Origin of the sequence: Bacillus spizizenii TU-B-10 (assembly GCF_000227465.1) — a bacterium.
GTDB classification, from domain to species: Bacteria; Bacillota; Bacilli; order Bacillales; family Bacillaceae; genus Bacillus; species Bacillus spizizenii.
In genome coordinates, this window is the sequence record NC_016047.1 from 1,753,963 (window position 1) to 1,774,733 (window position 20,771).

Sequence of the window (20,771 nt, forward strand, 5' to 3'; positions counted from 1 at the left end):
GAGGGTTGTTAACAGCCTTAAAAACAGATACAGGAAAAATCCGCCAGCATAATGAAGATGATGCGGGGATATTCAAGGGGAAAGATCAATTTGTATTAGCGGTTGTCGCTGATGGCATGGGCGGCCATCTTGCTGGAGATGTTGCAAGCAAGATGGCTGTGAAAGCCATGGGGGAGAAATGGAATGAAGCAGAGGCGATTCCAGTTGCGCCTTCAGAATGTGAAGAATGGCTCATTGAACAGATTCTTGCGGTAAACAGCAAAATATACGATCATGCCCAAGCCCATGAAGAATGCCAAGGCATGGGGACGACGATTGTATGTGCGCTTTTTACGGGGAAAACGGTTTCTGTTGCTCATATAGGTGACAGCAGATGCTATTTGCTTCAGGACGATGATTTCATTCAGGTGACAGAAGATCATTCGCTTGTAAATGAACTGGTTCGCACTGGAGAGATTTCCAGAGAAGACGCCGAACATCATCCGCGAAAAAATGTGTTGACGAAGGCACTCGGAACAGACCAGTCAGTCAGCATTGACACACGTTCCTTTGACATTGAAGCCGGGGACAAACTGCTTCTATGTTCTGACGGACTGACGAATAAAGTGGAAGGCACTGAGTTAAAAGACATCCTGCAAAGCGATTCAGCTCCTCAGGAAAAAGTAAACCTGCTTGTGGACAAAGCCAATCAGAATGGCGGGGAAGACAACATTACAGCAGTTTTGCTTGAGCTTGCTTTACATGTTGAAGAGGGTGAAGATCAGTGCTAATCGGCAAGCGGATCAGCGGGCGTTACCAAATTCTCCGCGTTATAGGCGGCGGGGGAATGGCCAACGTGTATTTAGCTGAGGATATCATTCTAGACCGTGAAGTCGCAATCAAAATCCTGCGGTTTGACTATGTGAACGACAATGAGTTTGTCAGGCGTTTCCGCAGAGAAGCCCAATCCGCATCAAGCCTCGATCACCCGAATATTGTCAGCATTTACGATTTGGGCGAGGAAGATGATATTTATTATATTGTCATGGAATACGTTGAGGGCATGACGCTTAAAGAATACATAACAGCAAACGGGCCGCTTCACCCTAAAGAAGCGCTGAACATCATGGAGCAAATTGTCTCAGCCATTGATCATGCCCATCAAAATCAGATTGTTCACAGAGACATTAAGCCGCATAACATTTTGATTGACCACATGGGAAATATCAAAGTGACGGATTTCGGAATTGCGACAGCACTAAGCTCGACCACAATCACCCATACAAATTCTGTGCTGGGCTCAGTCCATTACCTATCACCTGAACAGGCGCGGGGCGGTTTGGCAACAAAAAAATCGGATATTTATGCGATTGGAATCGTTCTATTCGAGCTCTTAACCGGCCGTATCCCGTTTGATGGAGAATCGGCAGTCAGCATCGCCTTAAAGCATCTACAGGCGGAAACCCCTTCGGCGAGAAGGTGGAATCCGTCAGTACCCCAAAGTGTTGAAAACATCATACTAAAGGCAACTGCCAAAGATCCTTTTCATCGCTACGAAACGGCTGAAGACATGGAAGCAGATATCCAAACAGCTTTTGATGCCGACAGACTCAATGAAAAGAGATTTACGGTTCAAGAAGATGAAGAAATGACAAAAGCGATTCCTATCATTAAAGATGAAGAGCTCGCTAAAGCTGCTGGCGAAAAAGAAGCTGAATTGACATCCGCCCAAGACAACAAAACAAAGAAAAACGGCAAAAGAAAAAAGTGGCCGTGGGTTTTGCTCACGATATGCATCGTTTTCATCACAGCTGGAATTCTCGCTGTCACCGTTTTTCCGTCGCTTTTTATGCCTGAAGATGTCAAAATACCTGATGTCTCCGGAATGGAATACGAAAAGGCGGCAGACCTCTTGGAAAAAGACGGTTTGCAGGTTGATTCAGAGGTTTTGGAAATCTCAGATGAGAAAATTGAAGAAGGCCTGATGGTAAAAACGGATCCTAAAGCGGATTCGACAGTGAAAGAAGGCGCAACGGTCACGCTTTATAAGAGCACCGGAAAAGCTAAAACAGAGATCGGTGATGTAACAGGCCAAACGGTCGATCAGGCAAAAAAAGCCTTAAAGGACCAAGGGTTTAAACATGTAACGGTGAATGAAGTGAATGACGAGAAAAGCGCTGGCACTGTCATTGAACAGAATCCGTCAGCAGGGACTGAACTTGTACCGAGTGAAGATCCAATCAAACTCACAGTCAGTATCGGACCCGAAGACATTACGCTTAGAGACTTGAAAACTTACAGTAAAGAAGCAGCGTCTGGATATCTGGAAGACAACGGACTGAAGCTGATCGAAAAAGAAGCATACTCAGATGACGTTCCAGAAGGACAGGTTGTCAAACAAAAACCAGCAGCAGGAACGGCAGTAAAGCCGGGAAACGAAGTTGAAGTGACATTCTCTCTGGGACCTGAGAAAAAACCTGCGAAAACAGTGAAAGAAAAGGTCGAGATCCCCTACGAGCCAGAAAATGAAGGGGACGAGCTTGAAGTGCAAATCGCGATTGACGATGCAGATCACAGTATCTCTGACTCTTACGAAGAATTTAAGATAAAAGAGCCGACTGAACGGACGATCGAACTAAAGATTGAACCTGGCCAAAAAGGGTATTATCAAGTGATGGTAAACAATAAAGTCGTCAGCTACAAAACCATTGAATATCCGAAAGATGAATAACAAGGAGGGAAAATATGCCTGAGGGCAAAATTATTAAGGCGCTAAGCGGCTTTTACTATGTACTGGATGAATCAGAGGATTCAGATAAAGTAATACAATGCAGAGGAAGAGGCATTTTCAGAAAGAACAAAATTACCCCTCTTGTCGGTGATTACGTTGTGTATCAAGCTGAAAATGACAAAGAGGGATATCTATTAGAAATTAAAGAAAGAACCAATGAGCTGATCAGGCCGCCAATTTGCAACGTTGATCAAGCGGTCCTTGTTTTCTCAGCGGTTCAGCCTTCTTTCAGCACGGCATTGCTCGACCGCTTCTTGGTTCTCGTTGAGGCCAATGATATTCAGCCGATTATATGCATTACAAAAATGGATCTGATTGAAGATCAAGATACACAAGATGCGATTCAAGCCTATGCAGAAGACTACCGGAATATTGGTTATGACGTGTATCTCACCTCCTCTAAGGACCAAGACAGTTTAGCGGACATCATCCCGCATTTTCAGGACAAAACAACGGTATTTGCCGGTCAGTCCGGTGTTGGAAAATCCTCGCTCCTCAACGCGATTAGTCCGGAGCTCGGTTTAAAAACAAACGAGATTTCTGAGCATTTGGGCCGCGGGAAACACACAACTCGCCACGTGGAGCTGATTCACACGTCCGGAGGCTTGGTTGCGGATACTCCGGGATTCAGCTCGCTTGAGTTTACAGACATTGAGGAAGAAGAGCTGGGCTATACCTTCCCGGATATTAGAGAAAAAAGCTCTTCATGCAAATTTAGAGGCTGTTTACACCTAAAAGAGCCGAAATGTGCGGTGAAACAAGCCGTTGAAGACGGGGAATTAAAGCAGTACCGCTATGACCATTATGTTGAATTTATGACGGAGATTAAAGACAGAAAGCCGAGGTATTAGCATAATGATAAAGGTTGCACCATCTATTCTTTCCGCTGATTTTGCCGCTTTAGGCAATGAGATTAAAGATGTAGAAAAGGGCGGAGCCGATTGTATTCATATTGATGTCATGGACGGCCATTTTGTCCCGAATATCACGATCGGTCCGCTGATTGTAGAAGCTGTCCGTCCGGTAACAGATCTGCCGCTTGATGTTCATTTAATGATAGAAGAGCCGGATCGTTACATCCCAGCTTTCGCAAAAGCGGGCGCAGATATCCTGTCTGTGCATGCTGAGGCATGTCCGCACCTGCACCGTACCATCCAGCTTATTAAAGAGCAGGGTGTAAAGGCCGGTGTTGTTCTAAACCCGCATACGCCTGTACAAGTCATCGAGCATGTTTTCGACGACCTTGATCTTGTTCTTTTAATGACGGTGAACCCGGGATTTGGGGGGCAGAAATTTATTCATTCCGTCCTTCCTAAAATCAAAGAGGTTAAGCGAATGGCGGATGAAAGAGGAAAAAAAGATCTGTTAATTGAAGTAGACGGCGGCGTCAACAAGGAAACTGCTCCGTTAGTTATTGAAGCGGGTGCAAATTTACTCGTTGCCGGTTCAGCTGTTTATGGCCAGTCCGACCGCAAAAAAGCAATTTCTGAAATCAGAGGAAGTAAATAAGCAGCAAAAAAAAGAGCTGGGCGTACAGAGCCTAAGCTCTTTTTCCTGTATGCAGAGAAAGGAATAAGAGATGAAAACAATCAATATCGTTGCGGGAGGCCCTAAAGATCTCATTCCTGATCTAACCGGCTATATGGCTGAGCACATCCTTTGGATCGGTGTTGACAAAGGCACCGTCACTCTTTTAGATGCCGGGATCATTCCTGATGAAGCCTTTGGAGATTTTGACAGCATAACAGAGCAAGAACGTCTCCGAATTCAAAAAGCCGCTCCCGCACTCCATGTGTATCAAGCAGAAAAAGATCAAACAGATTTAGACCTCGCCCTTGATTGGGCGCTGGAAAAACAGCCGGATATCATTCAGATCTTCGGCATTACAGGCGGCAGAGCTGATCATTTTTTAGGCAACATTCAGCTTCTGTACAGAGGTGTAAAAACGAATATAAAAATTAGGCTGATAGACAAACAAAATCATATTCAAATGTTCCCTCCCGGTGAATATGATATTGAGAAGGATGAAAACAAGCGATATATCTCCTTCATACCGTTTTCCGAAGAAATACATGAGCTGACCCTGACTGGTTTTAAATATCCGCTAAATAAGTGTCATATTATGCTCGGTTCAACACTATGTATTAGTAACGAACTCATTCATTCACGAGGTACTTTTTCGTTTGCAAAAGGCATATTAATAATGATAAGAAGCACGGATTAGCATGTGCTTTCATTCATTTGCTGAAATCAATGAACAGGCGGTTACGGGACGTTATAGGAGGGGACAAAAATGAAATTTTACACCATTAAATTGCCGAAGTTTTTAGGAGGAATTGTCCGGGCGATGCTGGGCTCATTTAGAAAAGATTAATGCCCAGGGGTTCAAAGCCCTCTTTCACCACATAAAAACGCCTGCCACTTATCGAGGCAGGCGTTCATTTTGTTATACACGCTCAACTTTACCGGATTTCAAAGCTCGAGCAGATACATATACTTTTTTAGGTTTTCCGTTCACAAGGATACGAACCTTTTGAAGATTCGCGCCCCAAGTGCGCTTAGAAGCGTTCATTGCGTGAGAACGGTTATTCCCAGCTGTTGTTTTTTTACCTGTGATAACGCATTTACGTGCCATTTGTTTCCCTCCTCACTTGCACAAAACATCTACTTTTTAACATTCATATGGTCTTAGATGCTTTCGATATGGATACTTTAAATAATTTACCACAGCTAAAAAACGTTTGCAACTATTGTTTCATCATCTTTCAAGAAAATTCACTTGACATCTTGCAGAAACAGCGGCGCTATAGTATATGTAGAGGGACGGGCAGCAATAGCCAGGTCTTTTCTTTTCATAATGGAAACCATATAGTAGAATAGCTGTAACTCTATGCATTCGAAGGAGGAACTAGTGTGTCCATTGAATTAAGAACGAAGTACGGACAGATTGATATATCTAATGAAGTCATTGCGATGGTTGCAGGAGGCGCGGCGATTGATTGTTACGGCATTGTCGGCATGGCCTCTAAAAACCAGATTAAAGACGGACTGACTGAAATCCTTCGGAAAGAGAATTTCAGCAGGGGTGTCCAGGTTCGCCAAGAAGGAGAACAGATACATATTGACATGTATATCATTGTCAGCTATGGCACGAAAATTTCTGAAGTGGCACATAATGTCCAAACAAAAGTAAAGTACACAGTAAATCAAACCATCGGACTGGAAGTGGACTCTGTTAATATTTATGTCCAAGGTGTCCGAGTGACGAACCCGTAGTTAGGAGGAGTAGGATTGTCTATCAGAACATTAGACGGCAGAACCTTTGCCGAGATGATTCTTGCGGGAGCGCAGAATCTGTCTCAAAATGCGAGTGCGGTTGATGCGCTGAACGTGTTTCCGGTGCCGGACGGCGATACTGGAACAAACATGAATCTGTCGATGACTTCCGGAGCTAGAGAAGTGGAGAAAATGAATACGGATGATATCGGGAAGGTGGGCTCCGCGTTATCTAAAGGACTGCTCATGGGAGCACGCGGAAATTCAGGAGTGATCCTGTCCCAATTGTTCCGCGGATTCAGTAAAAGCATTGAAACCAAAAAAGAAATTAATGCACTGGAGTTTGCCGCTGCGCTGCAAGCAGGTGTTGATATGGCGTATAAAGCTGTCATGAAACCTGTAGAGGGCACCATTTTAACAGTTGCAAAAGACGCTGCGAAAAAAGCGATAACCCTGGCAGAAAAAGAAACCGATATCACAATGCTAATGACTGCAGTGAAAGAAGAAGCAGAGGCGTCTTTAAACCGGACCCCTGAATTGCTTCCTGTCCTGAAGGAAGTAGGAGTCGTCGACAGCGGCGGCAAAGGCCTGCTTTGTGTGTATGAAGGTTTCCTTGCTTCATTAAAAGGTGAAACTGTGCCTCAGAAAGCTGTTCTTCCATCACTTGATGACATGGTCAGCGCAGAGCATCATAAGAGCGCGCAAAGCCTGATGAATACCGAAGATATTGAATTTGGTTTTTGTACCGAAGTGATGGTAAGGCTCGATCAGACAAAACGAGAATTTGACGAAGGTACGTTCAGACAAGACCTCAGCCAGTTTGGTGATTCTCTGTTAGTTATTGCGGATGAATCACTGGCGAAGGTGCATATTCATGCTGAAGAGCCGGGAAATGTATTAAACTATGCCCAGCATTACGGTGAATTAATCAAAATTAAAATAGAAAATATGAGAGAACAGCATACCTCCATCATCAGTCAAGAAAGCAAGCCTGCTGACAACGAAAAACCGCCGGCAAAGCAGCCGTATGGCATTGTAACTGTGGCGATGGGAGAAGGCATTTCTGACTTATTCAAAAGCATCGGCGCTTCTGTTGTAATTGAAGGCGGACAGACTATGAACCCGAGCACTGAGGATATTGTCGAGGCTGTGAAATCTCTAAATGCAGAAACGGTGTTTATCTTACCAAATAACTCCAACATTATCATGGCGGCTAATCAAGCGGCCAGTGTAATGGATGAACAGGTTTTTGTCATACCGTCCAAAACGGTTCCGCAAGGGATGTCAGCCCTGCTGGCATTTAATCCGGATCAAGAAGCTGAAGCGAACGAAGGCAATATGCTCAGCGCCATTCAGCAAGTAAAAAGCGGGCAGGTGACGTATTCAGTCAGAGATACTCACATTGACGGCAAAGACATTAAAAAAGGCGACTTTATGGGGATTCTGAATGGAACGATTATCGGCACTGCTGAAGATCAGCTGTCAGCCGCGAAAATGCTGTTGTCAGAAATGATCGGAGAAGACGACGAAATTGTCACCATCCTATATGGTGAGGATGCGTCTCAGGAAGAAGCTGAGGAGCTTGAAGCGTTTCTTAGTGAAAAGTACGAGGAGATTGAGGTTGAGATCCACAACGGAAAACAGCCGCTGTATTCATATATAATTTCTGCAGAATAGAAGGGCAATTTGCCCTTCTATTCTTATGTCTGCTTTTAAGTGCGGCAGCGCTGTAACGCGCCCGCTTGCCATTTTATATCTGATCAATTAGTCTAGAAGCAAAGCGCTTATAAGCTCTGGTTCATAAGGAGGAATAGCATGAAATACAGAAGCGTTTTTGATATTATTGGCCCGGTGATGATCGGTCCGTCCAGCTCGCATACCGCGGGAGCGGCGAGAATCGGGAGAGTGGCCAGAAGTTTATTTGGCAGAGAGCCTGAGTGCATCATTGTATCCTTTTACGGCTCTTTTGCGGAAACGTATAAAGGCCACGGCACAGATGTCGCGATTATCGGCGGATTGCTTGATTTTGATACATTCGACGAACGGATTAAAACCGCTATACAAATTGCAGAAGATAAAGGAATTGATATAGAGTTTAGGGTTGAAGACGCTGTCCCAGTCCATCCGAACACAGCCAAAATCACCATTTCTGATGAAAAGGGAGAGCTTGAGCTGACGGGTATTTCGATTGGCGGAGGAAAGATTGAAATCACAGAATTAAATGGTTTTGAACTCCGGCTGTCAGGAAATCACCCGGCCATATTAGTTGTTCATAATGACAAGTTTGGCACAATTGCCGGTGTTGCCAATGTTCTGGCGAAATTTTCAATCAACGTAGGACATATGGAAGTAGCCCGAAAGGATATCGGCCAGCTCGCGCTGATGACAATAGAGGTCGATCAAAATATTGACGACCACGTTCTCGACGAGCTGTCGAAACTGCCGAATATTATTCAAGTGACAAAGATTGCTGACTAGCGAAAGGTCAGGAGGAGCCAGCTATGTTTCGTAATGTAAAGGAATTAATTGAGATTACTAAAGAAAAGCAAATATCCATCTCTGATGTAATGATCGCACAAGAGATGGAAGTAACAGAAAAAACAAAAGAAGAGATTTTTCAGCAGATGGATCACAATCTGACTGTTATGGAAGCTGCGGTTCAGAAAGGACTCGAGGGAGTTACGAGCCAAACGGGCTTAACAGGCGGTGACGCCGTTAAATTACAGGCCTACATTCGATCAGGTAAAAGCCTGTCTGGCCCGCTAATTTTGGATGCTGTATCGAAAGCTGTTGCAACAAATGAAGTAAATGCAGCCATGGGAACGATCTGTGCGACACCGACTGCAGGTTCTGCCGGTGTGGTGCCTGGCACGTTATTTGCTGTAAAAGAAAAGCTGAACCCAACAAGAGAACAAATGATCCGCTTTTTATTTACAGCCGGTGCTTTCGGATTTGTCGTGGCTAATAACGCAAGTATTTCCGGCGCCGCCGGAGGATGTCAGGCAGAGGTTGGATCAGCCTCAGGCATGGCAGCTGCGGCGATTGTTGAAATGGCAGGGGGAACACCCGAACAAAGCGCGGAGGCCATGGCCATTACATTAAAAAATATGCTCGGCCTAGTGTGCGATCCTGTTGCGGGGCTTGTTGAAGTACCTTGCGTGAAACGGAATGCAATGGGCGCGTCAAATGCGATGATTGCTGCTGATATGGCATTGGCAGGCATTACAAGCCGCATTCCATGTGATGAGGTTATCGATGCCATGTATAAAATTGGCCAGACGATGCCTACTGCACTTAGAGAAACAGGCCAGGGCGGTTTGGCAGCAACACCGACAGGAAGAGAATTAGAGAAAAAAATTTTCGGAGGAGCGCTAGGTTCAAGTGAAACAACATCAGCAAACTAGTATAGCTAACATTAAGGGTATTGGGCCGGAAACAGAAAAAACATTGAATGAACTCGGTATTTATGACATTTCTGATCTTCTGAATTATTTCCCTTATCGCTATGATGACTACGAGCTGAGGGATTTAGAAGAAGTAAAGCATGATGAAAGAGTTACAGTCGAAGGGAAGGTTCATTCAGAGCCTTCTCTTACCTATTACGGAAAGAAACGAAACAGGCTGACATTTAGGGTTCTCGTCGGCCACTATTTAGTTACAGCCGTATGTTTCAACCGGCCTTATTTGAAGAAAAAGCTTTCTCTGGGTTCTGTCGTGACGGTCTCCGGTAAATGGGACAAGCACCGCCAAACCATCTCTGTTCAGGAGTTGAAGAACGGTCCGCACCAAGAGGATAAGAGCATTGAACCAGTGTATTCTGTGAAAGAAAATGTTACCGTCAAAATGATGAGACGCTTTATTCAGCAGGCGCTGACTCAATATGCAGATGCACTTTTAGATCCTCTTCCGGAAAAGCTAAAAACACGCTATAAGCTGCCGGACTATCAGCAGGCGTTAAAAGCAATGCACCAGCCTGAAACAAGAGAAGCGTTAAAGCTTGCCAGACGCCGGTTTGTTTACGAAGAATTTTTGTTGTTTCAGTTGAAAATGCAGGCGTTCCGAAAGGCGGAAAGAGAGCAGACACAAGGGATACGGCAGCGTTTTTCAAACGAAGAACTCATGAGATTTATCAAAAGCCTCCCGTTTCCCCTCACAAACGCCCAGTCGCGCGTGCTTCGCGAAATAACAGCAGACATGTCTTCTTCATACAGAATGAACCGTCTTCTTCAAGGGGACGTTGGATCAGGAAAAACGGCAGTCGCCGCCATTGCGCTGTATGCCGCGATCCTATCCGGATATCAGGGAGCGCTCATGGTACCGACAGAAATTCTGGCGGAACAGCATGCGGATTCGCTCGTTTCACTATTTGAAAAGTGGGATGTCAGTGTCGCCCTTTTGACAAGCTCTGTTAAAGGGAAGCGGCGAAAAGAACTGCTTGAACGTCTTGAGGCGGGAGAGATTGATATTCTTGTAGGAACCCACGCTTTAATTCAGGATGAGGTGGAGTTTAAGGCGTTAAGTCTTGTCATTACAGATGAGCAGCATCGATTTGGAGTTGAGCAGCGTAAAAAGCTTCGGAACAAAGGGCAGGATCCCGATGTTCTCTTTATGACAGCCACTCCAATCCCAAGAACGTTAGCCATCACAGTGTTCGGAGAAATGGATGTATCTGTCATAGATGAAATGCCGGCGGGACGAAAACAAATCGAAACCTATTGGGTAAAGCATGATATGCTGGACCGTATTTTGGCATTTGTCGAAAAAGAATTAAAGCAGGGCAGACAGGCTTATATCATCTGCCCGCTGATTGAAGAATCAGACAAGCTTGATGTGCAAAACGCCATTGACGTGTACAATATGCTTTCTGAGATTTTCCGGGGGAAATGGAACGTCGGCCTTATGCACGGAAAGCTGCATTCCGATGAAAAAGATCAGGTCATGAGAGAATTCAGCGCAAATCAGTGTCAAATTCTCGTATCAACCACTGTGGTGGAGGTTGGCGTGAATGTTCCGAATGCAACCATCATGGTGATTTATGACGCCGACCGTTTTGGGCTGTCACAGCTTCACCAGCTGCGCGGCCGTGTCGGACGGGGCGAGCACCAGTCTTTCTGTATTCTGATGGCCGATCCTAAATCAGAAACAGGGAAAGAACGGATGAGAATCATGTCCGAGACCAATGATGGCTTCGAGTTGTCTGAAAAGGATCTGGAACTGAGAGGCCCGGGAGATTTCTTCGGGAAAAAACAAAGCGGAATGCCTGAATTCAAGGTGGCGGACATGGTTCATGATTACAGAGCACTTGAAACGGCAAGGCAGGATGCTGCGAATCTTGTGGCTTCTGATGCGTTCTGGAAGGAGCCGGAATATGGTGTGCTGAGAGAGCAATTGCTGAAGAGCGGAGTAATGGACGGGGAAAAATTAAGCTGAGCACCAGAAGTTTTTGGTGTTCAGTCAGAAACAATCGTTGCATTCCAATCTATGAAATTATATACTACTATTAGTACCTAGTCTTAATTGTCCGGATGGTGTTTAGATATGAGAAGAAATAAGAGAGAACGCCAGGAATTACTTCAGCAGACGATTCAAGTAACCCCCTTTATTACAGATGAAGAATTAGCGGGTAAATTTGGGGTGAGTATCCAGACGATACGTTTGGACCGCTTAGAGCTTTCCATACCGGAGCTGAGAGAAAGAATTAAGAACGTGGCAGAGAAAACACTTGAAGATGAAGTGAAATCCCTGTCACTTGATGAAGTTATCGGAGAGATTATTGACCTTGAGCTGGATGATCAGGCGATATCCATTTTAGAAATAAAACAGGAGCATGTGTTCAGCCGGAATCAGATTGCGAGAGGCCACCATTTATTTGCGCAGGCGAATTCCTTGGCTGTTGCAGTCATTGATGACGAGCTGGCGCTGACTGCAAGTGCAGACATCCGCTTTACAAGACAGGTAAAGCAGGGTGAACGTGTCGTAGCGAAAGCGAAAGTGACGGCGGTCGAAAAAGAAAAAGGAAGAACAGTTGTCGAAGTGAACAGCTATGTCGGCGAAGAAATTGTTTTTTCTGGACATTTTGACATGTACCGTTCAAAACATTCATAAAGGTGGAGCATGCATGAGAATATCTGTAGATGCAATGGGAGGAGACCACGCTCCCAAAGCCGTTATTGACGGAGTTATAAAAGGTATAGAGGCATTTGATGATCTCCATATCACACTTGTCGGTGACAAAACAACGATAGAATCACATTTAACAACAACATCAGATCGCATCACGGTGCTGCACGCAGATGAAGTGATTGAGCCTACGGATGAACCGGTCCGCGCCGTGCGAAGAAAAAAGAACTCATCTATGGTCCTTATGGCGCAGGAAGTTGCCGAAAACAGAGCTGACGCCTGCATCTCAGCAGGGAATACCGGTGCGTTAATGACAGCCGGTCTGTTTATCGTCGGAAGAATTAAAGGGATTGACCGCCCGGCGCTTGCCCCGACACTTCCGACCGTTTCAGGAGACGGATTTCTTCTCCTTGATGTCGGCGCCAATGTCGATGCCAAACCGGAGCACCTTGTTCAATACGCCATCATGGGTTCTGTTTATTCTCAGCAAGTGCGCGGTGTCACTTCACCGAGAGTCGGGCTTTTAAATGTCGGAACAGAAGATAAAAAAGGAAACGAACTGACGAAGCAGACGTTTCAAATGTTAAAAGAAACAGCAAACATCAATTTTATCGGAAATGTGGAAGCACGAGACCTTTTAGATGATGTGGCGGATGTTGTAGTAACAGACGGCTTTACCGGGAATGTTACACTCAAAACGCTGGAAGGTTCTGCGTTATCTATTTTTAAAATGATGAGAGAAGTAATGACGTCTAATCTCACATCAAAGCTTGCAGCAGCTGTGCTGAAGCCAAAGTTGAAAGAAATGAAAATGAAAATGGAGTATTCGAATTATGGCGGAGCAAGTCTTTTCGGCTTAAAAGCGCCTGTGATCAAGGCGCACGGCTCTTCAGATTCGAATGCTGTATTTCATGCGATTCGTCAAGCAAGAGAGATGGTCACCCAAAATGTGGCTGCGCTCATTCAGGAAGAAGTTAAAGAAGAAAAAACAGATGAGTAGTCTGGAGGTTTTTACATCATGAGTAAGATTGCATTTTTATTCCCGGGTCAAGGATCACAATTTATCGGCATGGGAAAAGAGCTTTATGAGCAGGTGCCTGCTGCAAAGCGTCTGTTCGATGAAGCGGATGAAACATTGGAAACAAAACTCAGCTCACTGATTTTTGAAGGTGATGCTAAAGAGTTAACACTTACATACAATGCGCAGCCTGCTTTACTGACGACAAGCATTGCTGTTCTTGAGAAATTTAAAGAATCAGGCATTACACCTGATTTCACAGCAGGACACAGCCTTGGTGAATATTCCGCACTGGTTGCATCTGGCGCACTATCTTTCAAAGATGCTGTTTATACCGTCAGAAAACGCGGAGAGTTTATGAATGAAGCAGTGCCGGCTGGCGAAGGAGCTATGGCTGCGATTCTTGGCATGGATGCCGAAGCATTAAAGCAAGTAACCGATAAAGTCACGGAGGAAGGCCACCTTGTACAGCTTGCAAATCTCAACTGTCCTGGACAAATCGTTATTTCCGGAACAGCCAAAGGTGTAGAGCTTGCATCTGAACAGGCAAAAGAGAACGGTGCAAAACGCGCCATTCCGCTTGAAGTAAGCGGTCCGTTCCATTCCGAACTGATGAAGCCTGCTGCTGAAAAGCTGAAAGAAGTATTGGACTCCTGTGATATAAAAGACGCTGGCGTTCCGGTCATCTCAAATGTTTCTGCTGATGTCATGACTGAAAAAGCAGAAATCAAAGAGAAACTCATTGAGCAGCTTTACTCTCCGGTTCGTTTTGAGGAAAGCATTAACAAGCTGATTGCAGAGGGTGTGACGACTTTTGTTGAAATCGGTCCCGGAAAAGTGCTTTCAGGCCTTGTAAAAAAAGTAAACAGACGCTTAAAAACAATTGCTGTATCAGATCCGGAAACGATCGAGCTGGCAATTCAAACGCTTAAGGAGGAGAATGAAAATGCTTAATGACAAAACAGCTATTGTCACTGGCGCATCCCGCGGAATCGGCCGCTCAATCGCCCTTGACCTGGCAAAAAGCGGCGCGAACGTTGTCGTCAACTACTCCGGCAATGAAGCGAAAGCAAATGAAGTGGTAGATGAAATCAAATCAATGGGCAGAAAAGCAATTGCTGTCAAAGCGGATGTATCAAATCCCGAAGATGTACAAAACATGATAAAAGAAACGCTTTCTGTTTTTTCTACGATTGATATTCTAGTTAATAATGCCGGAATCACAAGAGACAATCTCATCATGAGAATGAAAGAAGATGAATGGGATGATGTCATTAACATTAACCTGAAGGGTGTTTTCAACTGCACGAAAGCTGTTACAAGACAAATGATGAAACAGCGTTCAGGCCGGATTATTAACGTATCGTCTATCGTCGGCGTCAGCGGAAATCCTGGACAAGCCAACTACGTGGCTGCAAAAGCCGGCGTGATCGGTTTAACAAAATCTTCTGCTAAAGAGCTCGCAAGCCGCAATATTACTGTAAATGCGATTGCGCCTGGATTTATCTCAACTGATATGACAGATAAGCTTGCAAAAGACGTTCAAGACGAAATGCTGAAACAAATTCCGCTCGCACGCTTTGGCGAACCTGGTGACGTCAGCAGCGTTGTCACGTTCCTTGCTTCAGAGGGAGCTCGTTACATGACTGGCCAAACGCTTCATATTGACGGCGGAATGGTGATGTAAGTTTTTTTCTCAAAAATTTCATCATAGTTTCTCTAGTTTTTTAAAAACGAATCCACTATAATACTTGAGGGGAGGTGAATTGCTATGGCAGACACATTAGAGCGTGTAACGAAAATCATCGTAGATCGCCTTGGCGTTGATGAAGCAGACGTCAAACTTGAAGCTTCTTTCAAGGAAGACTTAGGTGCTGATTCCCTAGATGTAGTTGAGCTTGTTATGGAACTTGAAGACGAGTTTGATATGGAAATTTCTGACGAAGATGCTGAAAAGATTGCAACAGTCGGCGACGCTGTGAACTACATACAAAACCAGCAATAAGCTGATGCTAAAAGTCCCGCCGAAACGCGGGGCTTTAGCCCTTTATTCGTGCAGTTATTACAGCATGCCGCTTTTACGCGCGCTGTATCCGGTTTAGTCAGAGAAGCGCGGTGAACCTGATGTGCCTATGGAGGTTACTATGTCAAAACACTCACATTATAAAGATAAAAAAAAGTTCTATAAAAAAGTAGAACAGTTTAAAGAGTTTCAAGAACGGATTTCGGTTCACTTTCAAAATGAAAAGCTTTTGTATCAAGCATTTACACATTCATCTTATGTGAATGAGCATCGGAAAAAGCCGTATGAGGATAATGAAAGGCTTGAATTTTTAGGTGACGCTGTTTTGGAACTGACGATCTCCAGATTCTTATTTGCCAAGTACCCGGCTATGAGTGAAGGAGATTTGACGAAGCTGAGAGCTGCGATTGTATGCGAACCGTCTCTCGTTTCATTGGCTCACGAATTGTCATTCGGCGACCTTGTCCTGTTGGGGAAAGGTGAGGAGATGACTGGCGGAAGAAAGCGTCCCGCACTATTGGCGGATGTTTTTGAGGCATTTATCGGAGCCTTGTATCTTGACCAGGGATTAGAGCCGGTCGAAAGTTTCTTAAAAGTCTATGTGTTCCCTAAAATTAACGATGGTGCTTTTTCTCATGTGATGGATTTCAAAAGCCAGCTGCAGGAATATGTGCAGCGGGACGGCAAAGGCTCTTTGGAGTATAAAATCTCCAACGAGAAAGGACCTGCGCACAACCGTGAATTTGAAGCCATCGTATCTCTAAAAGGTGAACCACTCGGAGTCGGAAACGGCCGTTCAAAGAAAGAAGCCGAACAGCACGCTGCTCAGGAAGCTTTAGCTAAATTGCAAAAACACCATACGAGACAATAAAATCCCCCTGAATCATAAGGGGGATTTCAGTATGTATGCCGTCTTATTTTATCCATGTTTTATGATAGAATTGAAATACTTATTACATAAGGAGGATCGCTATGTTCCTCAAACGTTTAGACGTTATAGGATTTAAATCATTTGCAGAACGGATTTCCGTAGATTTTGTAAAAGGCGTGACAGCGGTTGTCGGCCCAAATGGAAGCGGAAAAAGCAACATCACAGATGCCATTCGCTGGGTTCTCGGTGAACAATCGGCACGGTCTCTTCGCGGCGGAAAAATGGAAGACATCATTTTTGCCGGCAGTGATTCGAGAAAGCGATTAAATCTAGCTGAAGTTACGCTTACTCTTGATAATGATGATCATTTCTTGCCGATTGACTTCCATGAGGTCAGTGTCACAAGACGTGTATACAGATCAGGCGAGAGTGAGTTTCTGATTAACAATCAGCCGTGCCGCTTAAAAGATATTATTGATTTATTTATGGACTCTGGTCTGGGTAAAGAAGCATTTTCTATTATCAGCCAAGGGAAAGTGGAAGAGATCCTGAGCAGCAAAGCGGAGGATCGCCGCAGTATCTTTGAAGAAGCGGCCGGGGTGCTTAAATATAAAACAAGAAAGAAAAAAGCAGAAAATAAACTGTTTGAGACACAGGACAATTTAAACCGGGTAGAAGATATATTACATGAACTTGAAGGACAGGTTGAACCTCTTAAAATTCAAGCATCAATAGCGAAAGACTACTTGGAAAAAAAGAAAGAGCTAGAGCATGTTGAAATCGCGCTGACTGCCTATGATATCGAAGAGCTGCATGGCAAATGGTCAACTCTTAAAGAGAAAGTGCAGCTCGCGAAGGAAGAAGAGCTCGCTGAATCATCTGCGATTTCTGCCAAAGAAGCAAAGATTGAGGATACGCGCGACAAAATTCAAGCGCTTGATGAATCAGTAAATGAGCTCCAGCAGGTCTTATTGGTGACGAGTGAAGAGCTGGAAAAGCTTGAAGGCCGTAAAGAAGTCCTGAAAGAACGCAAGAAAAACGCTGTGCAAAACCAAGAACAGCTTGAAGAAGCTATTGTACAGTTTCAGCAAAAAGAAACGGTGCTGAAAGAAGAGCTTGCGAAGCAGGAAGCTATCTTCGAAACACTTCAGGCAGAGGTGAAACAGTTAAGGGCTCAGGTAAAAGAAAAGCAGCAGGCTCTCAGTCTTCACAATGAAAATGTCGAAGAGAAAATCGAACAGCTGAAAAGCGATTACTTTGAACTGTTGAACAGTCAGGCTTCGATTCGCAATGAGCTCCAGCTTCTGGATGACCAGATGTCCCAATCGGCTGTTGTATTGCAAAGGCTTGCGGACAACAATGAAAAGCATCTTCAGGAACGGCGCGATATTTCTGCGCGAAAAGCCGCATGTGAAACGGAGTTTGCCCGACTCGAGCAGGAGATTCACAGCCAAGTCGGTGCATATCGTGATATGCAGGCGAAATATGAGCAGAAAAAGCGCCAATACGAAAAAAATGAATCTGCTCTGTATCAGGCGTACCAATACGTTCAGCAAGCGAGATCGAAAAAGGACATGCTTGAGACGATGCAGGGGGATTTCTCCGGCTTTTATCAAGGTGTTAAAGAAGTGCTGAAAGCGAAAGAGCGCCTTGGCGGAATTCGCGGAGCGGTCCTTGAGCTGATCTCAACAGAACAGAAGTATGAAACGGCCATTGAAATTGCGCTCGGCGCTTCTGCCCAGCATGTCGTGACCGACGATGAACAGGCTGCCCGTAAAGCGATTCAATATTTAAAACAGAATTCCTTCGGCCGGGCGACGTTTCTGCCTCTTTCTGTTATTAGAGACCGCCAGCTTCAAAGCCGGGATGCGGAAACAGCAGCCCAGCACTCGTCATTTCTCGGGGTCGCCAGTGAACTTGTCACATTTGATTCTGCGTATCGGCGTATCATCCAGAACCTTCTTGGAACCGTTCTGATCGCAGAGGATTTAAAGGGAGCAAACGAACTAGCGAAGCTTCTCGGGCACCGGTACCGTATCGTAACCCTTGAGGGAGATGTCGTGAATCCGGGTGGATCAATGACGGGCGGCGCGGTTAAAAAGAAAAATAACTCGCTGCTAGGAAGAAGCAGGGAGCTTGAAGATGTGAGCAAACGGCTCGCTGAAATGGAAGAGAAAACAGCACTGCTTGAACAAGAAGTCAAAACCCTTAAGCAATCCATTCAGGATATGGAGAAAAAACTGGCTGACTTAAGAGAGACCGGAGAAGGCTTAAGATTAAAGCAGCAGGATGTAAAAGGGCAGCTGTACGAGCTTCAAGTTGCTGAGAAAAATATCAACACCCATTTAGAGCTCTATGATCAAGAAAAATCTGCTCTGTCAGAAAGTGATGAAGAGAAGAAAACGCGCAAACGCAAGCTGGAAGAAGAGCTTTCTGCCGTGTCAGAAAAGATGAAACAGCTTGAAGAGGATATTGACAGACTAACGAAACAAAAACAAACACAATCCTCAACAAAAGAGTCTCTCTCCAACGAGCTGACTGAGCTGAAAATCACAGCTGCCAAAAAAGAGCAGGCATGTAAGGGTGAAGAGGACAACCTTGCCAGATTAAAGAAAGAGCTCACAGAAACAGAGTTTGCGTTAAAAGAAGCGAAAGAGGACTTAAGCTTCTTAACGTCAGAGATGTCATCAAGCACCAGCGGTGAAGAAAAGCTTGAAGAGGCCGCAAAACATAAATTGAATGACAAAACGAAAACGATCGAACTCATTGCGTTAAGACGCGATCAGCGTATCAAGCTTCAGCATGGGCTTGATACATATGAGCGTGAGCTGAAAGAAATGAAACGCCTGTACAAACAAAAAACAACGCTCTTAAAAGACGAAGAAGTCAAACTCGGCCGAATGGAAGTTGAGCTTGATAATTTACTCCAGTACTTACGGGAGGAATACAGCCTGTCCTTTGAGGGGGCAAAAGAGAAATATCAGCTTGAAACTGATCCAGAGGAAGCAAGAAAGCGCGTGAAGCTGATTAAACTCGCAATCGAAGAGCTGGGTACCGTAAACCTCGGAAGCATAGACGAGTTTGAGAGAGTCAACGAACGGTATAAGTTTCTGTCAGAACAAAAAGAAGATTTGACAGAAGCGAAAAATACCCTGTTCCAAGTGATTGAAGAAATGGATGAAGAAATGACGAAACGCTTTAACGACACATTCGTCCAAATCCGCTCACACTTTGATCAAGTCTTCCGCTCCTTATTCGGAGGAGGGCGCGCTGAACTTAGGCTCACTGATCCTAACGATCTGCTTCACTCAGGAGTCGAGATTATCGCGCAGCCGCCGGGGAAAAAACTGCAAAACTTAAACCTTCTGTCAGGCGGAGAGCGTGCGCTTACTGCAATAGCGCTCTTATTCTCAATCTTAAAGGTTCGTCCTGTGCCGTTTTGCGTCCTTGACGAAGTAGAGGCTGCGCTTGACGAAGCGAATGTGTTCCGATTTGCGCAGTATTTAAAAAAATACAGCAGAGATACCCAGTTTATCGTGATTACCCACAGAAAAGGAACGATGGAGGAAGCGGATGTGCTATACGGCGTAACAATGCAGGAATCCGGTGTTTCCAAGGTAATCTCAGTTAAGCTGGAAGAAACAAAAGAATTCGTTCAGTAACGAGGAAAGAGGTTAAAAGATGAGCTTTTTTAAAAAATTAAAAGAGAAAATCACCAAACAGACAGATTCCGTATCTGAAAAGTTTAAGGATGGCCTTGAAAAAACAAGAAACTCCTTTCAAAACAAAGTGAATGATCTTGTATCCCGTTACCGTAAAGTGGATGAGGATTTCTTCGAAGAGCTAGAAGAGGTTCTCATCAGCGCGGATGTCGGTTTTACAACCGTTATGGAATTAATAGATGAGCTAAAAAAAGAAGTGAAACGCAGAAATATTCAAGATCCGATGGAAGTCCAATCTGTTATTTCTGAGAAACTGGTCGAGATTTATAACAGCGGAGATGAGCAAATTTCTGAGTTGAACATAGAGGATGGGCGTTTAAATGTAATCCTTCTGGTAGGTGTAAATGGAGTCGGCAAAACGACAACAATCGGAAAGCTTGCCCATAAACTGAAGCAAGAAGGAAAATCTGTTGTACTTGCTGCTGGAGACACATTTAGAGCAGGAGCCATTGAACAGCTGGAAGTATGGGGAGAGCGTACGGGAGTGCCAGTCATTAAGCAGACGGCCGGAAGCGATCCTGCGGCTGTCATCTACGATGCTGTACATGCTGCGAAAGCAAGAAATGCCGATGTATTAATCTGTGATACGGCAGGGCGTCTCCAAAACAAAGTAAACCTGATGAAAGAGCTTGAAAAAGTGAAGCGCGTCATCGAAAGAGAAGTGCCTGAAGCGCCGCATGAGGTACTGCTTGCCCTTGATGCCACAACTGGCCAAAATGCAATGGCTCAGGCAAAAGAGTTCTCTAAAGCAACAAATGTTACCGGCATTGCATTAACAAAGCTTGACGGTACGGCTAAAGGCGGTATCGTCCTCGCGATCCGCAACGAGCTTCAAATCCCGGTTAAACTAGTCGGGTTAGGTGAAAAAGTTGATGATCTCCAGGAATTTGATCCTGAATCGTATGTGTACGGACTCTTTTCAGATTTAGTGGAAAAAGCCGACGATTAAGAAAAAGGCCCTCACATTTTGG

Annotated in this window: 20 protein-coding genes; 19 read left to right on the top strand and 1 reads right to left on the bottom strand. The window is 44.7% G+C overall.

What is annotated here, in order from left to right; translation table 11 throughout:
- The first annotated feature begins 5 nt into the window (after positions 1-5).
- The 6 genes from prpC to spoVM all read left to right on the top strand — a co-directional run bounded on the left by prpC (position 6) and on the right by spoVM (position 5,144).
- Positions 6-770 (top strand): protein-serine/threonine phosphatase PrpC, encoded by a 765-nt coding sequence (gene prpC / locus GYO_RS30835; protein WP_003221533.1) that lies wholly within the window; start codon positions 6-8, stop codon positions 768-770.
- A complete protein-coding gene (prkC, locus tag GYO_RS30840) occupies positions 764-2,710 on the top strand; it encodes a serine/threonine protein kinase PrkC (RefSeq protein WP_014113755.1) in 1,947 nt (648 codons plus the stop codon). The genes prpC and prkC overlap by 7 nt, the downstream gene beginning before the upstream one ends.
- A gap of 14 nt (positions 2,711-2,724) precedes the next feature.
- The gene (gene rsgA, locus GYO_RS30845; RefSeq protein WP_014113756.1) at positions 2,725-3,621 is read left to right on the top strand and encodes a ribosome small subunit-dependent GTPase A; all 897 of its coding nucleotides are present in this window, start codon (positions 2,725-2,727) and stop codon (positions 3,619-3,621) included.
- A 4-nt stretch (positions 3,622-3,625) separates the two neighbouring features.
- Positions 3,626-4,279 (top strand): ribulose-phosphate 3-epimerase, encoded by a 654-nt coding sequence (rpe, locus tag GYO_RS30850; protein ID WP_014113757.1) that lies wholly within the window; start codon positions 3,626-3,628, stop codon positions 4,277-4,279.
- A 70-nt stretch (positions 4,280-4,349) separates the two neighbouring features.
- Positions 4,350-4,994, top strand: a complete 645-nt coding sequence (locus GYO_RS30855; RefSeq protein WP_014113758.1) for a thiamine diphosphokinase — start codon at positions 4,350-4,352, stop codon at positions 4,992-4,994.
- Positions 4,995-5,063: 69 nt separating this feature from the next.
- On the top strand, positions 5,064-5,144 hold the full coding sequence (gene spoVM, locus GYO_RS30860) for a stage V sporulation protein SpoVM (RefSeq protein ID WP_003221545.1): 81 nt from the start codon (positions 5,064-5,066) through the stop codon (positions 5,142-5,144).
- A 72-nt stretch (positions 5,145-5,216) separates the two neighbouring features.
- Here spoVM and rpmB read toward each other — a convergent pair whose 3' ends face one another.
- Positions 5,217-5,405: a 50S ribosomal protein L28 gene (gene rpmB / locus GYO_RS30865; protein WP_003221548.1), complete on the bottom strand. Its 189-nt coding sequence runs from the start codon at positions 5,403-5,405 to the stop codon at positions 5,217-5,219.
- Between the two features lie 278 nt (positions 5,406-5,683).
- On the opposite strand from rpmB, the gene GYO_RS30870 reads away from it, so the two are divergent.
- The 13 genes from GYO_RS30870 to ftsY all read left to right on the top strand — a co-directional run bounded on the left by GYO_RS30870 (position 5,684) and on the right by ftsY (position 20,749).
- Positions 5,684-6,046: an Asp23/Gls24 family envelope stress response protein gene (locus tag GYO_RS30870; RefSeq protein WP_003221550.1), complete on the top strand. Its 363-nt coding sequence runs from the start codon at positions 5,684-5,686 to the stop codon at positions 6,044-6,046.
- A gap of 15 nt (positions 6,047-6,061) precedes the next feature.
- Entirely contained in the window at positions 6,062-7,723 is a 1,662-nt protein-coding gene (gene fakA / locus GYO_RS30875) for a DAK2 domain-containing protein (RefSeq protein ID WP_014113759.1), read from the top strand.
- Between the two features lie 138 nt (positions 7,724-7,861).
- The gene (sdaAB, locus tag GYO_RS30880; protein WP_014113760.1) at positions 7,862-8,524 is read left to right on the top strand and encodes an L-serine ammonia-lyase, iron-sulfur-dependent subunit beta; all 663 of its coding nucleotides are present in this window, start codon (positions 7,862-7,864) and stop codon (positions 8,522-8,524) included.
- Positions 8,525-8,547: 23 nt separating this feature from the next.
- Positions 8,548-9,450: an L-serine ammonia-lyase, iron-sulfur-dependent, subunit alpha gene (gene sdaAA / locus GYO_RS30885; RefSeq protein WP_014113761.1), complete on the top strand. Its 903-nt coding sequence runs from the start codon at positions 8,548-8,550 to the stop codon at positions 9,448-9,450.
- Positions 9,428-11,476, top strand: a complete 2,049-nt coding sequence (gene recG, locus GYO_RS30890) for an ATP-dependent DNA helicase RecG (protein ID WP_014113762.1) — start codon at positions 9,428-9,430, stop codon at positions 11,474-11,476. The genes sdaAA and recG overlap by 23 nt, the downstream gene beginning before the upstream one ends.
- 108 nt (positions 11,477-11,584) lie before the next feature.
- Positions 11,585-12,151 carry a transcription factor FapR gene (fapR, locus tag GYO_RS30895; protein WP_014113763.1) on the top strand — a complete coding sequence of 189 codons (567 nt, stop codon included), beginning with the start codon at positions 11,585-11,587 and terminating at the stop codon, positions 12,149-12,151.
- A 13-nt stretch (positions 12,152-12,164) separates the two neighbouring features.
- Entirely contained in the window at positions 12,165-13,166 is a 1,002-nt protein-coding gene (gene plsX, locus GYO_RS30900) for a phosphate acyltransferase PlsX (protein WP_014113764.1), read from the top strand.
- An 18-nt stretch (positions 13,167-13,184) separates the two neighbouring features.
- Positions 13,185-14,138 (top strand): ACP S-malonyltransferase, encoded by a 954-nt coding sequence (fabD, locus tag GYO_RS30905; protein ID WP_014113765.1) that lies wholly within the window; start codon positions 13,185-13,187, stop codon positions 14,136-14,138.
- Complete coding sequence (fabG, locus tag GYO_RS30910) at positions 14,131-14,871, top strand: 3-oxoacyl-[acyl-carrier-protein] reductase (RefSeq protein WP_014113766.1); 741 nt, start codon at positions 14,131-14,133, stop codon at positions 14,869-14,871. Before fabD ends, fabG begins: the two co-directional genes overlap by 8 nt.
- An 84-nt stretch (positions 14,872-14,955) precedes the next feature.
- Positions 14,956-15,189: an acyl carrier protein gene (acpP, locus tag GYO_RS30915; protein ID WP_003154310.1), complete on the top strand. Its 234-nt coding sequence runs from the start codon at positions 14,956-14,958 to the stop codon at positions 15,187-15,189.
- Positions 15,190-15,328: 139 nt separating this feature from the next.
- On the top strand, positions 15,329-16,078 hold the full coding sequence (gene rncS, locus GYO_RS30920; protein WP_014113767.1) for a ribonuclease III: 750 nt from the start codon (positions 15,329-15,331) through the stop codon (positions 16,076-16,078).
- Positions 16,079-16,179: 101 nt separating this feature from the next.
- Positions 16,180-19,740, top strand: coding sequence for a chromosome segregation protein SMC (gene smc / locus GYO_RS30925; protein ID WP_014113768.1), 3,561 nt, complete (start codon positions 16,180-16,182; stop codon positions 19,738-19,740).
- A gap of 19 nt (positions 19,741-19,759) precedes the next feature.
- Positions 19,760-20,749: a signal recognition particle-docking protein FtsY gene (gene ftsY / locus GYO_RS30930; protein WP_014113769.1), complete on the top strand. Its 990-nt coding sequence runs from the start codon at positions 19,760-19,762 to the stop codon at positions 20,747-20,749.
- Positions 20,750-20,771 lie beyond the last annotated feature (22 nt).

Excerpts from the sequence above, each read along its gene's own strand:
- rpe (WP_014113757.1), top strand. The coding sequence starts at position 3,626 with ATGATAAAGGTTGCACCATCTATTCTTTCCGCTGATTTTGCCGCTTTA.
- ftsY (WP_014113769.1), top strand. The coding sequence starts at position 19,760 with ATGAGCTTTTTTAAAAAATTAAAAGAGAAAATCACCAAACAGACAGAT.
- rncS (WP_014113767.1), top strand. The coding sequence starts at position 15,329 with ATGTCAAAACACTCACATTATAAAGATAAAAAAAAGTTCTATAAAAAA.
- rpmB (WP_003221548.1), bottom strand. The coding sequence starts at position 5,405 with ATGGCACGTAAATGCGTTATCACAGGTAAAAAAACAACAGCTGGGAAT.
- rsgA (WP_014113756.1), top strand. The coding sequence starts at position 2,725 with ATGCCTGAGGGCAAAATTATTAAGGCGCTAAGCGGCTTTTACTATGTA.
- smc (WP_014113768.1), top strand. The coding sequence starts at position 16,180 with ATGTTCCTCAAACGTTTAGACGTTATAGGATTTAAATCATTTGCAGAA.
- sdaAB (WP_014113760.1), top strand. The coding sequence starts at position 7,862 with ATGAAATACAGAAGCGTTTTTGATATTATTGGCCCGGTGATGATCGGT.
- GYO_RS30855 (WP_014113758.1), top strand. The coding sequence starts at position 4,350 with ATGAAAACAATCAATATCGTTGCGGGAGGCCCTAAAGATCTCATTCCT.
- acpP (WP_003154310.1), top strand. The coding sequence starts at position 14,956 with ATGGCAGACACATTAGAGCGTGTAACGAAAATCATCGTAGATCGCCTT.
- plsX (WP_014113764.1), top strand. The coding sequence starts at position 12,165 with ATGAGAATATCTGTAGATGCAATGGGAGGAGACCACGCTCCCAAAGCC.
- spoVM (WP_003221545.1), top strand. The coding sequence starts at position 5,064 with ATGAAATTTTACACCATTAAATTGCCGAAGTTTTTAGGAGGAATTGTC.
- fabD (WP_014113765.1), top strand. The coding sequence starts at position 13,185 with ATGAGTAAGATTGCATTTTTATTCCCGGGTCAAGGATCACAATTTATC.
- sdaAA (WP_014113761.1), top strand. The coding sequence starts at position 8,548 with ATGTTTCGTAATGTAAAGGAATTAATTGAGATTACTAAAGAAAAGCAA.
- fapR (WP_014113763.1), top strand. The coding sequence starts at position 11,585 with ATGAGAAGAAATAAGAGAGAACGCCAGGAATTACTTCAGCAGACGATT.
- fabG (WP_014113766.1), top strand. The coding sequence starts at position 14,131 with ATGCTTAATGACAAAACAGCTATTGTCACTGGCGCATCCCGCGGAATC.